General features: G+C 43.7%; 17 protein-coding genes. 9 read left to right on the plus strand and 8 right to left on the minus strand.

What is annotated here, in order from left to right:
* Positions 1 to 94: 94 nt before the first annotated feature.
* The 4 genes from I3257_RS04740 (at position 95) to cysE (ending at position 3,015) form a co-directional block, all read left to right on the plus strand.
* Positions 95 to 472, plus strand: a complete 378-nt coding sequence (locus I3257_RS04740; RefSeq protein ID WP_045455494.1) for an Hpt domain-containing protein — start codon at positions 95 to 97, stop codon at positions 470 to 472.
* Complete coding sequence (locus tag I3257_RS04745) at positions 472 to 1,365, plus strand: RNA methyltransferase (protein WP_238048979.1); 894 nt, start codon at positions 472 to 474, stop codon at positions 1,363 to 1,365. Before I3257_RS04740 ends, I3257_RS04745 begins: the two co-directional genes overlap by 1 nt.
* A gap of 115 nt (positions 1,366 to 1,480) precedes the next feature.
* Positions 1,481 to 1,924 (plus strand): YtoQ family protein, encoded by a 444-nt coding sequence (locus tag I3257_RS04750; RefSeq protein ID WP_238048980.1) that lies wholly within the window; start codon positions 1,481 to 1,483, stop codon positions 1,922 to 1,924.
* A 149-nt stretch (positions 1,925 to 2,073) separates the two neighbouring features.
* Entirely contained in the window at positions 2,074 to 3,015 is a 942-nt protein-coding gene (cysE, locus tag I3257_RS04755; RefSeq protein ID WP_269135322.1) for a serine O-acetyltransferase, read from the plus strand.
* Between the two features lie 109 nt (positions 3,016 to 3,124).
* On the opposite strand, the gene I3257_RS04760 is transcribed toward cysE, so the two are convergent.
* Positions 3,125 to 3,670, minus strand: coding sequence for a DUF924 family protein (locus tag I3257_RS04760; RefSeq protein ID WP_238048981.1), 546 nt, complete (start codon positions 3,668 to 3,670; stop codon positions 3,125 to 3,127).
* 161 nt (positions 3,671 to 3,831) lie between these two features.
* On the opposite strand from I3257_RS04760, the gene I3257_RS04765 reads away from it, so the two are divergent.
* The gene (locus I3257_RS04765) at positions 3,832 to 4,566 is read left to right on the plus strand and encodes a glucose 1-dehydrogenase (protein WP_238048982.1); all 735 of its coding nucleotides are present in this window, start codon (positions 3,832 to 3,834) and stop codon (positions 4,564 to 4,566) included.
* A 146-nt stretch (positions 4,567 to 4,712) separates the two neighbouring features.
* On the opposite strand, the gene I3257_RS04770 is transcribed toward I3257_RS04765, so the two are convergent.
* The 6 genes from I3257_RS04770 to pheA form a co-directional block, all read right to left on the minus strand.
* On the minus strand, positions 4,713 to 5,267 hold the full coding sequence (locus tag I3257_RS04770) for a 2-amino-4-hydroxy-6-hydroxymethyldihydropteridine diphosphokinase (RefSeq protein ID WP_238048983.1): 555 nt from the start codon (positions 5,265 to 5,267) through the stop codon (positions 4,713 to 4,715).
* Complete coding sequence (folB, locus tag I3257_RS04775; protein WP_238048984.1) at positions 5,260 to 5,670, minus strand: dihydroneopterin aldolase; 411 nt, start codon at positions 5,668 to 5,670, stop codon at positions 5,260 to 5,262. The genes I3257_RS04770 and folB overlap by 8 nt, the downstream gene beginning before the upstream one ends.
* 50 nt (positions 5,671 to 5,720) lie before the next feature.
* Positions 5,721 to 6,683, minus strand: a complete 963-nt coding sequence (gene rarD / locus I3257_RS04780) for an EamA family transporter RarD (RefSeq protein WP_055124102.1) — start codon at positions 6,681 to 6,683, stop codon at positions 5,721 to 5,723.
* A gap of 307 nt (positions 6,684 to 6,990) precedes the next feature.
* Positions 6,991 to 9,312 carry a bifunctional prephenate dehydrogenase/3-phosphoshikimate 1-carboxyvinyltransferase gene (locus tag I3257_RS04785; RefSeq protein WP_238048999.1) on the minus strand — a complete coding sequence of 774 codons (2,322 nt, stop codon included), beginning with the start codon at positions 9,310 to 9,312 and terminating at the stop codon, positions 6,991 to 6,993.
* Between the two features lie 171 nt (positions 9,313 to 9,483).
* The gene (gene hisC, locus I3257_RS04790) at positions 9,484 to 10,626 is read right to left on the minus strand and encodes a histidinol-phosphate transaminase (RefSeq protein WP_238048985.1); all 1,143 of its coding nucleotides are present in this window, start codon (positions 10,624 to 10,626) and stop codon (positions 9,484 to 9,486) included.
* 163 nt (positions 10,627 to 10,789) lie between these two features.
* The gene (pheA, locus tag I3257_RS04795) at positions 10,790 to 11,971 is read right to left on the minus strand and encodes a prephenate dehydratase (RefSeq protein ID WP_045455471.1); all 1,182 of its coding nucleotides are present in this window, start codon (positions 11,969 to 11,971) and stop codon (positions 10,790 to 10,792) included.
* Positions 11,972 to 12,491: 520 nt separating this feature from the next.
* Between pheA and I3257_RS04800 the strand changes: the two genes are divergently transcribed.
* Together I3257_RS04800 and I3257_RS04805 are read left to right on the plus strand one after the other, a co-directional pair.
* Positions 12,492 to 13,433, plus strand: a complete 942-nt coding sequence (locus tag I3257_RS04800) for a transaldolase (protein ID WP_238048986.1) — start codon at positions 12,492 to 12,494, stop codon at positions 13,431 to 13,433.
* Positions 13,434 to 13,575: 142 nt separating this feature from the next.
* Positions 13,576 to 14,052, plus strand: coding sequence for a hypothetical protein (locus tag I3257_RS04805; protein ID WP_045448276.1), 477 nt, complete (start codon positions 13,576 to 13,578; stop codon positions 14,050 to 14,052).
* A gap of 98 nt (positions 14,053 to 14,150) precedes the next feature.
* Here I3257_RS04805 and I3257_RS04810 read toward each other — a convergent pair whose 3' ends face one another.
* Positions 14,151 to 14,720, minus strand: coding sequence for an adenine phosphoribosyltransferase (locus tag I3257_RS04810; protein WP_055124107.1), 570 nt, complete (start codon positions 14,718 to 14,720; stop codon positions 14,151 to 14,153).
* Between the two features lie 355 nt (positions 14,721 to 15,075).
* On the opposite strand from I3257_RS04810, the gene I3257_RS04815 reads away from it, so the two are divergent.
* Positions 15,076 to 15,240, plus strand: coding sequence for a rubredoxin (locus I3257_RS04815; RefSeq protein WP_011280463.1), 165 nt, complete (start codon positions 15,076 to 15,078; stop codon positions 15,238 to 15,240).
* Positions 15,241 to 15,267: 27 nt separating this feature from the next.
* Positions 15,268 to 16,296, plus strand: coding sequence for an alpha/beta hydrolase (locus I3257_RS04820; RefSeq protein WP_238048987.1), 1,029 nt, complete (start codon positions 15,268 to 15,270; stop codon positions 16,294 to 16,296).
* Positions 16,297 to 16,300 lie beyond the last annotated feature (4 nt).

Below are 16,300 nucleotides of genomic sequence, written 5' to 3' on the forward strand. Positions count from 1 at the left end.
ATTGAATTGAGGACACGCCCTAATACCTGAAGAACATTGACGTATTTATTACAAACCCTTTACCGTTTTAACTTTTAGAATTGGACATAAAACCATGGATGAAACCCCAAATAAAAATATGGCTCACCAAGCTGAAGAAATCATTAATCATGAGCAATTTGAAGACATGCGTGATTTGTTAGAAGAAGACTTTGCTGATTTGATACAAGTGTATATCACTGATAGTCAGCAGCGAGTAAGTGCGCTGCGAGTCGCTCAGCAAGAAAATGACAATGCCAATGGTTTTGAGGTTGCTCATGCGTTAAAAGGGGCCAGCGCCAACTTGGGCACGACCCAATTAATGAACTTGAGCAGCCAGTTACAAGAGCGCTGCCGCGAGCGTCTTATCAGCGAGCAAGCGGCACTGATTGAAAATATCGCCGTCGCATTGCAACGCGCAGAACAAGAAATCAATCTAAGATTGGGGTTGTAATGAGTAATGATTCTACCCCTATATTAGCAGCATCTACTGTCCATCATACAGTGAGCGACTATTTGTCTTGTGTTCAAATCGTCATGGTTAATACCACTTTGCCTGCCAATATTGGCTCAGCAGCGCGCGCGATGCACACAATGGGTTTGTCTCGTTTGACGGTTGTCGATCCTAAGCTACCAATTGATGAAACCAGTGTGTCTCATGCAGCAGGTGGCAGCGAGCTGCTATCATCAGCCTTGATTGCACCTACTTTAGAATCTGCTATTGCGGATTGCCAGTTGGTATTTGCTGCCAGCAGTCGCAGTCGGCATTTGCCCCGCCCTGTCGTGACACCCACGCAAGCTGCTAAGATTATTTTTGATTTTATCGATAAACAGTCGGCGTCGAGCAAAGACGATAGCAACGCTAATACCCTATCGGCTGTTACTGCTAGTAAACCAAATATCGCTATCCTGTTTGGGCGTGAAGATCGTGGATTGACCAATGAAGAATTGGCTTATGCCGATTATCATATCCAAATCGATGCCAACCCTGCTTATCCTGTACTCAATGTCGCGTCAGCCGTGCAAGTAATCGCTAGCTTTATTTTTGCTTACGCGCAATCACACACTCAGACAGCGGATAGTGTAGATACTGCTTTGAGCACTACTACTCAGCCAATGCTCGATGTACATTTGCGTCAGCAATGGGATGAACCCGCCATTACCCAGCAGCAATTGCAACAGCTGACTCATCGCACCACTGAACTGATGGTTCAACGAGGTTTAGCCGATAGCGAAAACTTGAAGTCATTACCATCGCGGCTGTCACGACTGGGCTCACGCCTACAGCTTGATCAAAAAGAGTATCAGCTATTAAGCGCATTAATTGCCAAACTTGCAAAAGACTAAAGATTTTAATGTGCAAGGTTTCTGGCGTTGAGTTGCTATTGCATTAGCAGCCGTAGCATCTACAAATGCTATGATTTTAAAAATGATATGATTCAATAATAAAAAGGAATTGATGATGAATTGGAATGTTTATTTGTCTGGAGAAATACACAGCGACTGGCGACAAAAAATCATGCAAGGCGCGAAAGACAAAGGTTTAGATATTACCTTTACCTCCGCAGTGACTGAACATGAAGCCAGTGACGCCGCTGGTGACGTACTCGGTAAAGAAGATAATGGGTTCTGGCGCGACCATAAATCATCAAAAGTGAATGCGATTCGCACCAAAAACATGATTCAAAAGTGCGACATTGCTATCATTCGCTTTGGTGATAAATATAAGCAGTGGAACGCTGCATTCGATGCTGGCTACTGCGCGGCTTTAGGCAAGCCGTACATTACCCTTCATGCTGAAGATATTATCCATCCGCTAAAAGAAGTCGATGCGGCGGCAATGGCATGGGCGCAAACGCCAGAGCAAGTTGTTGAACTGCTAAAATATGTTGTCAGTGATAGCTAAATCATAAATAATTGCCTGTAGATAAATTGTCAATGACTGGCATTTTATCTGTCAGTCGTCTGTTTTTATTTATCGCTCATCGCTATATTTTGTGCTGCAAAGCTGCTATAACTAAATAGATTGTAATCAAAAATATGATAGGACAATTTATGTCATTGCCAACTGCCTTATTCAAATCACTTTCACGCATCAAAAAAGACCTAACAGAAGATATCGATGCGGTATTTAACCGTGATCCAGCAGCACGTAATAGTCTGGAAGTCATCCTGACCTACCCTGGTATTCATGCACTTATTTTGCATCGCGGTGCACATTGTCTGTGGCAAAACGAGCAAAAACTGGCGGCGCGCGTTATCTCATATGGATCACGTATCATCACAGGTATTGAGATACACCCTGCTGCCAAAATCGGTCGACGGTTTTTTATTGACCATGGTATGGGTATCGTCATTGGCGAAACGGCAGAGATTGGCAATGATGTGACGCTTTATCACGGGGTCACGCTTGGCGGCGTCTCTTGGAATAATGGCAAACGTCATCCTACTTTAGAAGACGGTGTTATTGTCGGTGCCGGTGCCAAAGTATTGGGGCCATTTACTGTCGGCAAAGGCGCCAAAATTGGCTCAAATGCCGTCGTAGTAAAGGCAGTACCAGCAGGTGCGACTATGGTCGGCAGCGCAGCTCGGATGATATCAGACCATCATGATGAAAAGGGCAATCCAATTGTCAAAAAAATCGATGATGCCAAGCAACAAGAAAAAGTGGCGCAAGCTGCTTCTACAGATAATGGCATAGATAAAAAGGCAGTAGATAAAAAATCAATAGATGAAAAAGCCAACAACCGCTCAGCACGCGAAACTGCTTTTCAAGCTTATGGTATCGATCCAACCTCACAAGATCCTGTGGCTGAAGCGTTTGCTAAAATGCTCGAACATATTCAGCAATCAGAAAATCGCCTCGATCAATTACAAGCAGCGATGTGCAAAATCGATCCTGACTTTTGTAAAAAAGAATATGACAAACTATGCTTAGAGGATATCGATGTGATTGGCCGTGCCGATATAGATGAGATAGGCGCTGAGCAGAAGTAATCTTCTAGCTGTCGTCGATACTGAATGAAAAGAGGCTAAACAGCCTCTTTTTCTATTTTAACCAATTGATAAATAACGCTTTACTGACTAGCTATTTAACAGACAATATTTATAAAAAAGATGAGTCAGGCTGCGTCAAAAATGCTATTTCTTCGCTACTTGAAACCCGTCCTAAAATGTCATTACGATGCGGATAACGACCAAAACGATCGATAATCACTTTATGTCTAAGCTCAGCATCCACGGTATCTGCATTGGTATATTGCTTAAATAGCTTCTCTGCTTGCTGATGAATCAGTTTTGATTCGCTGTGCATATAAGGCATCAATAAAAACTTACGTTCATCCATCGTTTCAAGCGCCTCTAATGCACCGGCAGCAACCGCTTCTTGCGCGAGCGCGAGACTCATCGCATCTTGGGCAAAAGCCGCCGGCGTATCACGGTAAATATTGCGTGAAAATTGATCCAATATAATAATTTCTGCTAAACGCCCTTTTATGATGCTTCGCCATGTATAAAACTCTGCATCCTTCGCTTGCTCAAGTATATCGCTGTATCGCTCTATTAGTAATTTATCAAACGCTATGTCTTTCTCAAAAAACTTCTCACTACCCACCTCGTTAAAACAGAAATTTAATATGTCGTTATACATCATTTCCTCACTACATTATTTAAAACAGTCAGCCAAAAGCATTATTCAAAGCTATCTTTTAAAAACGTAAAGTATTCACTTTTGGTTTCATATTCACTAAGGAGTATTTAGCGATTCTGTCCTATACTCTCTCATTATTCATAACTAAAAAAACAGGAAAACTCATGGCGCGTTTACAAGACAAAGTGATTATTATCACAGGTGCCGCCCAAGGCATGGGCGAAACGCATGCGCGTCTGTGTATGCAAGAAGGCGCTAAGGTAGTCTTGACCGATATTAATTCTGATAAAGGCGACGCATTAGCAAAAGAGCTTGGCGATAGCGCTCTATTTATTAAGCATGACGTCACTAGTGAAGAAGATTGGACGCAAGTTGTTACAGCCACCCAAGATAAATTTGGCAAAATTGATGTCTTGGTAAATAATGCAGGTATTACCACTCACAAATCTATTTTAGATACTTCAGTAGAAGCATATCGCAAGATTCTAGAGATTAACCAAGTATCGGTCTTTTTAGGCATGAAAGCAGTCATTCCAACGATGAAAGCCGCCAAACAAGGTTCTATCATCAATATCTCATCAATTAATGGCTTGGTTGGCGGCGCTATCGGTTATACCGATTCTAAGTTTGCGGTACGCGGTATGACCAAAGCGGCAGCATTAGAGTGTGCCCCTCATGGCATTCGCGTGAACTCCATTCATTCAGGTGTCATTGCCACACCGATGATTATGCAAGGTGATACCAAAGATGCGGTTGAAGCATTTGCCAAAACTATTCCGATGAGACGTGTGGCGCAGCCAGAAGAAGTCAGCGGCATGGTGCTACTTTTAGCGTCAGATGACTCAAGCTACTCGACGGGTTCAGAGTTTGTCGTTGATGGTGGTTTGACGGCACAGTAGGCGTAATAGTTAAACTTTTTAAATGTGATATAGGCTGGGCATTTTGCTCAGCTTTTATTTTGAGAGGTTTTAAGAAAAACACTAAGGCGTGTCCTCAATAACTTTTATTTATTTAGAATAGCATCTGGGCTGCTTCATGTGACCTTTTAAAAATGACCTTCAATCAACTCCTCTACCCCTGCTCTTTCATGCGCTTTGAATGGGTAACGGTCTGCCATTACAATCCAATTAGACTCTTTAAAGTCCTTATTTTTGCTTAGGCTATTTTCATCAGAAACAACTTCTATTAATAGCGTTTCTATCAATAGAATATCGATATCCATCGTAACTTTTTTTATTGGCATTTGAGTTTCTGTTAGACGCTGCCTATGACAGTCACCTTCAAGATCTTTAAAAACCTGCTGTAACTGTTGCAGTGTCATGGGCTCTACTAAGCGCAAATAAACGCACTGATTGGTATAATCGGGCTTTGGTTGCGCTTCGGTCGATGTAAAGTCAGGATTTTCAAACGCAGTAGATAAATGTATCTCCCCTAGCACCGCTAGATCTTTTCGGACAAGCAGCAGATAATGTTCAGCTTGATAATTACTGCCTAAAGCCAATAATACTGCCGTCACAGACTGCGTTTGCAACTGTTCAGGCGTCTGCTTTTTTAGCGTTTCAAGACTCAAATCAGCCAAATTTTTATGCATATTATGCATCATCGTCCTTGCTTACAACTGGCTTATTTTCAATGACCGTTGCATAACGCGTGATCTGTACCCCAACCGCACCCGCCTGCTTTATAGCAGTAGGCTTAGCAATGCTTAAAGTGATTTTATGACAGCTATATTTGGTAAGCAACTTATCAGCGATTTGCCCCGCTAAATGCTCTAGCAACTGCGCTTTAATCGCTTGGCACCACGCGCTCACATCATCGCAAACCGCTTTATAATTCAGCGCATCATTGACATCATCTGAGATAGCCGCACGGCTGATATCTGTTTCAAGTGCTATATCAATCAGCAGCGGCTGCGTGATTGCGCGCTCCCACGCGTAAACACCGATGACGGCTTCCACTGTCAAGCCTTTAACGAATACCACATCAGATTCGGTATGAAACATGCTCTCATCCTTGTTTGCTAAATTTTAATTAGATTTTGAACTCAGGTTTTTCAATTGGTTTTCTGCAATGCCTCTTCACGCAAACGCGCGGCTTTTAGCGCTTTACTAGGGCGATGACGCCATAAGTCAATGCTGAATAATAACAGACCAAACCAAATCAGACCAAACACTGCTAGACGCTGTAAATCAAATGGCTCGTTATAATAGAACACCGCTAAAAAGAAAATAAAGGTCGGCGTCAGATAATTCATAAAACTTAAAATGCTATAAGCAACGAGCTTGGTAGATTTATTGAACAATAACAGCGGTATCAAGGTAATCGGCCCTGCAATCATTAGTAGCCAAATATTCGGACTAAACCAAAAACTCAATTGACTACTGACCACATCTGCTTGCCAGAACCACCATAAGCAAATCGGCACCAACATCGTTGTTTCGACAAACATAGCATCGACAGCTGTCAAAGGCGTCTGCCGTTGAATGGTGCCATAAGTACTAAAACTAAAGGCTAAAATCAGTGATATCCATGGCAAGCTACCAATCATAACTACTTGAATGACCACGGATAATAAGGCGAAACCGATGGCAACCCATTGCAGCGTACGTAAGCGCTCTTTGAATAAAATCATCGATAGCGCAACGCCCACCAATGGTCCGATAAAATACCCCAAACTGGCTTCGAGAATGCGGTCGTGATTGACGGCCCATACATAAGTGAGCCAGTTGGTGGCAATAATCAAACCCGATATAAATGAGAACGCGATCCATCTCGGATTTTTCTTTAAGGTATCAATCCACTGCCAGCGCTTGGTGACTACCAACACGATAAGCAAGCAAGCAAACGTCCAAATAATACGGTGACCGATAATTTCGGTCGCATCGTAGGCGGCCAATTGTTTAAAATATAATGGAAACCCACCCCAGATAAAAAAGGCAATGAGGGCGGTGATGATGCCACGTCTGGTTGTTTTAATGGGCGTAACTGGTTTTTTGATGACGTTTTGGGTGGTCATAGTACAGTACAACTTTTTAGAGCAAAGCGCACTCTTGCCCCATATTAATTTTTATATCAATTCAATGGCAAAAGCGCAGGGTTACTACAGATAGGATACAAGTTAAAAAGCAATGCGCTCATGCCAATATAGGCATCAACACATTGCTAACGATAACAACTTTAAAAACAACATTTACATCAAGGCTAATGAGCAACTTTTTAGACTTTATGGAATGCTGTAGCCAGCATTTTACAAGTCAGTACTTTAAAGCTCAACCTTGCAAAAGCCAATAATACTATTCAGCAAGTCAATAGAGTTTGTGGTATTAAACCGCAGCATTATCAACTTTAATAGACATTCCAATGTGATTGGCAAGCTCTGCAAATCCTGGGAAACTGGTATTAACGGTTTCAACACCTTCAATAGTAATTTTCTTAGATGCACGTAAGCTGGCAATGGCAAAACTCATGGCAATGCGATGATCATGGTGCGAGGTAATATGACCGCCACCAAAGACAGGCTGGCTATTATTGACGTTGCTATTTTGACTCTCAATACCTTCGCCTTCAATGCCCTTACCTTCAATAATTAGCCCATCTTCCGTCACTGTACAACCAATACCCAGTGTTTGTAATCCTTCTGCCATGACTGCAATACGATCAGACTCTTTTACGCGCAGCTCTTTGGCACCAGTCAACACCGTACGACCTTGCGCACAGCTGGCAGCAATGAACAATACTGGGAATTCATCAATCGCTAATGGCACTAAATGCTCTGGGATTTCAATACCTTTTAGGCTTGAGCTACGAATAGTGATATCAGCGACTGGTTCTCCGCCGACATGTGTCTCATTACTTAGGCTAATATCTGCTTGCATTAATTTTAAGATATCGATAATGCCCGTGCGTGTCGGATTAATACCTACTTGCGTCAAAGTCAGCTCACTATTTTGGCTGATCGCAGCAGCGACCATAAAAAATGCCGCAGATGAGATGTCAGCAGGGACCGCGATATCACCACCTGTGAGTTGCCCGCCACCTGCCACACTGATACGGTTGCCATCGACCGTTACTGGATAACCAAAAGCTGAAAGCATACGCTCGGTATGGTCACGACTGACTTCCGGTTGGGTAACGGTTGTGGTGCCTTCTGCCCAAAGTCCAGCCAACAATAAGCAAGATTTAATCTGCGCAGAAGCCACAGGCATCTCATAATCGATACCTTGTAATGGCTTACCGATTGTCGCTCGACCAGTGATACTAAGTGGCGCCGTACCACTATGACCCGTACTTTGAATGACTGCACCCATCTTGCGTAAAGGTGCGGCCACACGCTCCATTGGGCGCTTGTTTAGGCTGGTATCACCTGTCAACACGCTGTCAAATGATTGCGCCGCTAAAATACCAGCCAGCAGGCGCATGCTAGTACCTGAGTTGCCCATATACAATGGTGTTTTACTCGGTTTCAGACCGTTCATACCCACGCCATGAATGGTCAATTTTCCGTTATCAGGCCCTTCAATGGTCACGCCCATATCACGGAAGGCTTGCAAGGTGGCAAGCGCATCTTCTCCTTCCAAAAACCCAGTGACATTGGTCACGCCTGTCGCAAGGCTGCCCAGCATAATGCTGCGATGCGAGATAGACTTGTCACCAGGAATGGCAATAGTGCCCAATACAGTATTGCTAGGAGTAATATTATAAGAAGCTGACATGGCAGAAGTATCCGTATAAGGGGTGCTGGCTAACATATGGCCAAAATGTCGCCGTGCGGCTTGCGCTCGGCCCAAAAGTCCCATCAGGGCGGTTGAATCTTTATCAATGATAAGCTGGCGCATGGTCTGTAGATAGACACCATACTCATCAAGGGCGCTCACAATCGCGCTTTCGTTGGCAAAAAATATATCATGCCACATTTTAGGGTCACTGGCAGCGATACGGCTAAAGTCACGAAAGCCGCCCGCTGCATAGCGAAACATATCTAAATTGTCATCATGACTTGCCAATTGCTCGACCAAATTAAAGGCAAGCAAATGTGGCAAATGACTGGTATGCGCCAGTATGCGATCATGGTGTTCGGCGTCCATTGACATGACATTTGCACCCACTGATTCCCATAACTGCCGCAGCTTGGTAATTGCTACATTGCTTGTAGTAGGTAGCTCACAAATAATCACGCTATGATTAACAAACAATGTCGCACGTCTGGCATGATATCCTGAATTCTCTGCACCCGCAATTGGATGTGCAGGCACCAATCCTGTCGGTAGCGAGCCGAACACCGCTTGAGCCGCATCAATGATATTGACCTTGGTGCTACAAACATCAGTAATGATGCAGTCGCGAGCAAGCTGTCCGTTATCCATCGCTGCTTTGATATCGATAAATACGGTTTGCACCGCTTGTACTGGTACGGCGATAACAATCAAATCACTACCAAACACTACTTCGCTTAAAACAGCACTACCAGCGTCTAATAAGCCGTGCTGAATGGCTTCGTCGATGCTTGGTGTATGTCTATCAACCGCCACCAAGCGCTCACTCAAACCATTATCTTTAATGGCTTGGGCAAGGCTCGCACCGATAAGCCCTAGACCAATCACACAAATCTGTTTAAACAAAGGCGGCTGAGTATTAATAGACTGCATATTATTGTTTTGATTACTTATGTTTTGGTTGATTACATTTTTTTGCTGGCGACTCACGGCTTTTCTCGTTAAACAAACTAGCGTCAGAATGACTAAAACAAGCCGACGCTAGTGTCATAAAAATGATTAATAAATTATTTACTTATCCAAGACGACCTAACATACTTATTATCAATTATCAGTCAAGATTGAGCGCAGTGTATCAATCAGGCGCATATTTTCTTCTGCCACCCCTACTGTGATACGCAGCCAATGCGGTAAGCCATAGCTCTCTAATGGACGGACGATAACACCCTGCTCTAGCAATGCTTGATGAATAGAAGCAGCGGTGATGTCTTCCATCTCAACGGCTATTTCTACCATAATAAAGTTGGCATGCGACTTAATAAACCCCAAGCCTAATGCGTCAAACTGCTTTTCTAACCAGCGCATTTGCTCATCATTCATCAGACGAGTTTTTTCAATAAAGTCTGAGTCAGCAAGTGCAGCCGCCGCCGCAGCTAAAGCCACTCTACTCACGTTAAATGGTTGACGGATTCGGTTGAGTAAGTCCGCGACAGCCACTGAGCTAAGCGCATAACCGACACGTAAACCCGCCAGTCCATAAGCTTTGGAAAAAGTGCGCACGATGACGACATTATCAAATTCATCTAACAACGCCCTATTATTACTTTCAGGGCTATATTCGATATACGCTTCATCTAATACCACCAATACCGAGCTTGGTATACTAGCCATAAATGCTCGTAACTCTTGAGGCTCAAGCTGCGTGCCAGTTGGATTATTAGGATTGGCGATAAAGACTATTTTAGTATTGGGGTTGTCTTGAACCGCTTGACTCATTGCTTTTAGATCATGCCCAAAGCGATGGGCAGGCACTTCTATACCTGTGGCCCCTTGTATTTTAGCCAACATCGCATAAACGATAAAGGCATATTGACTGTAAACGATAGCATCGTTAGCACCAGCAAAACTACGCGCTAAAATATCAAGCAAATCGTCAGAGCCATTACCCAAAGTAATCTGCTCGACACTGACATCATTGAAGTCAGCCAGTGCTTGTTTTAGATAGTAACCGTTGCCATCAGGATAACGTGCCAACTGACCCAATTGCTCAGTAATCGCTAGCGTGACGTGCGGTGAGCAGCCTCTTGGGTTTTCATTACTGGCAAGTTTTACCACATCTGAGACGCCATACTCACGCGTTAACTCTTCAATCGGCTTGCCCGTTTGATAAGGCACCAGCTCTAAAATACTATCGTAGGCAGGTACAAGCGGTGATAAATTTGACTCTACTGAATGAGATAACGGCATGATTTATCCTTAGATATGATTTTGGCAAGTGATGTGACCCATTCGGCGTTATATCGTTGGTTCAATTTCAAAGCGAGTCAAGGGTAACCAAGGCAACCGAGTGAAGATGATTATGTGATACTTCACACGAGGTAAACGCCATGACTCTTTTACAGTAGAAGGACTATAGCACTGCTTTTGGATAAGAACCTAGAACACGCACATCTTTTACCAACGGACGGATATCAGCGATAGCAGCGCTGACGTTTGGCTCGTCAATATGACCATTCATGTCGATGAAAAACACGTATGCCCACTTATTCGGACGCTCAGGACGGGTTTCGATACTGGTCATCGACACGCCATGATAAGACAAAGGCTTCAAAATCTCGATCAATGCACCCGCTTTGTCATGTGCTGATACGACGATAGACGTTTTATCCTGACCTGATGGCGCAATCGCTTCGTGACCGATGATAAGGAATCGCGTGGTATTGCTCGGGTTGTCTTCGATATTTGAATATAGCTTATGCAAGCCATATTCTGCAGCAGCCACATCACCGGCGATTGCCGCTGAATGCCATTCATTTTTCAAGCGGCGGGCAGCTTCGCCGTTGCTCGATACCGCCACGCGCTCGACATTCGGGTAATTGACATCGAGCCAATGACGACACTGCGCTAGTGACTGCTGATGCGAGTAAATACGGCTTAAACCATCAAGTTTGGTATGCTCAGCGACCAAGAAATTCTGATGAATCGGCAGCTCAACCTCTCCAATTATCTTTAAGGTAGAAGACAAAAAGCCATCTAACGTATGGTTGACCACACCCTCAGACGAGTTTTCGACTGGCACCACACCATACATCGCTGTGCCTGCTTCAACTTCACGGAATACATCAGTAATGGTGGTCATTGGTACGGTATCAGCGGCTTTACCGAAATGCTTGAGCGCAGCAGCATGAGTAAAAGTACCTACTGGTCCCAAGAAAGCAATGCGCTGCGGTGCCTCTAAGTCAAGGCAGACCGACATGATTTCACGGAACAACCGCGCCATTTTGTCATCAGCGATCGGACCTGTGTTGCGTTCCATCACCGCTTTTAGCACTTGCGCTTCACGCTCAGGGCGATAAAAAATAGGATTACTATTGTCGGCAGTCGGGTTATTGACAATGTGCTGTTTCTTTACTGCGGCCACTTGCTGAGCCAACTTGGCACGGTTATTAATCAATGTCTGGATTTCGCAGTCTACTGTATCAATACTTTGGCGAATATCGTCCAAAAACGCTTTTTCAGTTGCAGTATCGTTAGCCCCTGCGATGGCTTGATTTAGCTTATCCATATTTTGCTCTGATGACTGCTCACTCATTACCGCCTATCCTTTTTCTAAAATTATTACTGAGTTTTTTTACTATTAGGCACTGCTTTTTTAACTTTGAAGGCTTCAAGTATTTCTAATTATCGACAACCAATCATCTCATTACTGAATCAGCACTCAATGACGGTCAAAGGTGTCAAGCATACTAGCAATGATATTCGATAGAAATCACACTAAATAGCAGGCAGCCTCTCAAAAGCACCCTGCACGGCGAGCGCTATCGTCTACTATTGCCGTATGTTAGTCACACACACCAGCATGCAAATGTAGCAGCCAGATCGCTGACCCGCTCTACTATAACAAAAACTATCGACAGTGCCCATGTGTAAATGCGCGTAAATTCGTCAATATTGGCAAACAGAGGCAATATGGCAGCGATGCACGGCAAAACTATGAAGGAACATCCACTCAAAACTATGTTACAGTCTAAAACTGATAGCAAATAGCACTATAAAGTAGAAAATTACCACGTAACTGAACACAATCTGTTTTTGATCAAAAAGGATATCTGATGAGCGCATTACAACAGCTTCGTACCATGACCACCATTGTCGCTGATACTGGTGACCTTGCCGCCATTGCGCGCTTAAAACCTATCGATGCGACCACCAATCCAAGCCTCATTACCAAAGCACTCCTCCATCCTGACAACCAAGGCATGCTGTCAGAAACCATGAGTCGTCATAATGGCAATATAGATGCAGTGATTGACGCGCTGACCATTCAGGTTGGCTGTGATATTTTAGAGCTTATTCAAGGCCGCGTCTCTACCGAAGTGGATGCTCGTTTGTCTTATGACACTCAGGCGACGATTGATAAAGCCTTAGTATTTATGGAAGCTTACCAAAAAGCAGGGGTTAACTCAGAGCGCGTATTAATTAAAATGGCCGCGACATGGCAAGGGATTGAGGCAGCACGCTATCTTGAAACCCAAAATATTCACTGCAATTTAACGTTGTTATTTGGACAGCATCAAGCAATTGCCTGTGCCGATGCAGGTGTGACATTGATATCGCCTTTCGTTGGTCGTATTTTAGACTGGCAAAAACGCCAACAAAATCGTCAAAACGTGCCCGCTTCTGATGATATGGGCGTGCAGTCTGTAAAGCGCATTTATCAATACTACAAGCAGCATAACTATAATACGCAAGTGATGGGCGCAAGCTTTCGCTCGACTGAACAGATATTGGCGCTAGCAGGGTGTGATCTATTGACCATTGCGCCTGACCTTATCGACGCGCTGGCAGCGATGGATATTGAGGTGATACAGCAACTGTCACCTAGCATGTCATTAGATGTGGCTGACATGAAACGCGTGAGTCTAACGCGAGAGGAATATAGTAGCGCCTATCAGCAAGACACGGTTACACAAGATTTATTACCAAAAGGTATCGATGGCTTTATTGGTGCTCGTGATGAGCTTGCTCAGATTTTAGCAGCGATGCGTCATTGATATGAGCGTCGAGTGTTATAAACGGTGATGAGTATGATCAACACTTTACAAACCTCAGTCGCAGGTTATAAAAGAAATTTGCCTGCTAATAGTAAGTTGGCTATCATGGCTCACTTCTCACAACAAGAAGCAAGGCTTGATTATGAAACGGCTATCAGTGTTATTAGTGGGTGGTGTTCTAGCAGTCAGCACGCATGCAGTGAACTGGTCAAAAATATCAGAAAGTCCTACTGGATCAATTTTTAGCTTAGACTTAGACTCTATTGAAAGCTCCGACATCAATATCATAGACGAAAAAAATGTCGAAAACATCACCGTATCTATTCGTAGAACGTACCCTGCACAAAAAGATGAAACAAAAGTAGATAAGGAAGGTAAAGAAAAAGTGATTCATCATAGCGATCAGCAATTGCTCATCTCTTGCAAAGACGCCAGTTACTATAGACGCGCTTACGTTAACTATGATGCCAATAACAAGGTATTAGAATCTTGGCAATCAGAAAAACCCATATTAACCACCAAAGATTTTAAGATAACCAAGCCAAAAACGATTAGTCGTATGCTAATAGAACAGGCGTGTAAAACTTACCTTACCAGCAAGACAAGTAACGTACGTTAAAACAAAGCAAATACAGGCAATTAAAAAAGCGCGCTAAACTCATTCAGCGCGCTTTTTTGATTGCTTCATTTCACACTATTCACTAAGCGTTGCCAGTTTTAAGCCTTTAAAACCGTATAGACAGGCACTGGAAATTCGCCATGCAAATCAACCAAATCTAGCAATACTAACGCCCCCACTACAGTATGATCTGCCGATTTACACAACTCATAAGCGGTGGTTAAAGTGCCGCCTGTGGCTAAAATATCATCGACCAATAGCACACGCTCAGGCGGTAGATTGTTTTGCATCTCAAGCGTGTCTTTACCATATTCTAGAGCATACGCTTTATTGGCAACGGGCGGTGGCAGCTTACCGGGTTTACGTAGCAAAATCATCCCTTTTCCCAATCGACCTGCAAGCAAACTTGCAAAGACAAAACCACGCGCTTCAACTGCACCTAGACAATCTACCTCATCCATCACCCCTTCAGGCAGTGCGGCGAGCAATGCATCTATCACCTCATTAATATGACTGCGCAGTAACGGCGTAATATCATAAAAATCAATACCCACTTTCGGGAAGTCTGGTACTGTGCGAATCACTTGCCAGAAGGGATGATCCGTATTGAGCTTATTAGACGACTCATTTTCGACATTTTTAGATGTAGCGGCAGCATTAATGCTCATGGTAACCCTTAGCGTATATGACTTAGATAATGTAATTTAGATAATAATATATCAACGATAAATGATGGCTAATACTGTGAATTTAGCGGCGCTTATTATAACATAATTGATAGAAATATCGCAGTTGAGCACATAAGCGTACAGGTGCTTACTGACAGACAGAAGGTCTAAACCCCTTGATAAAAACCAATCAATCTCAATATACAAGTGTAAACTTAACGACGAAAATCACGGTTATATGCTAAACTATGTGCGCTTTTACAGTCTCATTTAACGGCTGTGATTGTAAATATGAACGTCAAAAACACCCTGTAACACGGATTATAAACACTGATAATGCTCGATAGGACTATTTATGAAACGTTATGAATGTATCGTCTGCGGCTGGATATATGATGAAGCACTCGGCTGTCCCGAAGAAGGGATTGCCCCAGGCACCAAATGGGATGATATCCCTGATGATTGGACCTGCCCAGAGTGCGGTGTGGGCAAGCTTGATTTTGAGATGCTTGAGCTGTAATAGACGACCCTCTAATTAGGACACTTCATGACAACATCGAATGACATCAAACCATCGGTAACCCTACCAGAAGACTTAGGTGGCTACCCTACTCCTGAGTGGCAAAAGTTTGGCGCGCACCAATGGCGAGACTCTGACCTTAGCAAGCATCTGTATCAATCAATGATTGATATCGGCGATGGCATTGAGCTGTGTGTTGAGGCAGGTGGCAATCCTAATAATCCACCACTGCTCATGATTATGGGACTTGGCTCACAGATGATATTTTGGCCAGATAATTTTATCAAGCGCCTTATTGATGCCGGGTTTTTTGTCATTCGTTTTGATAATCGTGATATTGGTCTGTCTTCTAAAGTGCAGATTGATGGACTACCGCGTATCAGTCAGTTAAAAATGATGATGCGCCTGCAAACCGGGTTGTCCAATAAAGGTACGCAAGTTGCTTATAATTTAACGGATATGGCAGAAGATACTGTTCGTTTGATTAAGGCATTGCAGTTGGGCAAAACCCATCTGATTGGCGCTTCGATGGGCGGCATGATTGCGCAAATCGTAGCGGCACGTTATCCAAGTTTAGTGCAGCGTATGGCGTTGATGTTTACCACGACCAACCGTGCATTTTTAAAACCACCAAAACCTAAGCAGCTATATACCCTGATCAACCGCCCTGAAAGTCATTCTGAGCGCGATATCGTGCGCCATAGCGTGTGGTTTATGAAGACAGTCGGTACGCCTGGGCATGTCAACGTACGGATGGTGCGTGAAATTGCCAAATTGCGTTATCAGCGCAACTTTCATCCGCTCGGCACGGTACAACAGCTCAATGCTATCTTAGCGTCAGGCTCTATCAGCCGGTTTAGCAAGCAAGTCAAAGCACCGACTATCGTACTGCATGGTAGCGCAGATGGACTACTGCCCGCCTCACAAGGTCGTGTGGTTGCCAAGACCATTCCGAATGCCAAGTTTCATTTAATCGAAGGTATGGCGCATGATATTCCTGAATACTATCAACCTTATATGGTTGATTTAATCAGCAATCATTTATTAGACGAATAGTTTT

The sequence above is a fragment of the Psychrobacter sp. Ps7 genome (assembly GCF_022129225.1).
GTDB lineage: Bacteria > Pseudomonadota > Gammaproteobacteria > Pseudomonadales > Moraxellaceae > Psychrobacter > Psychrobacter immobilis_A.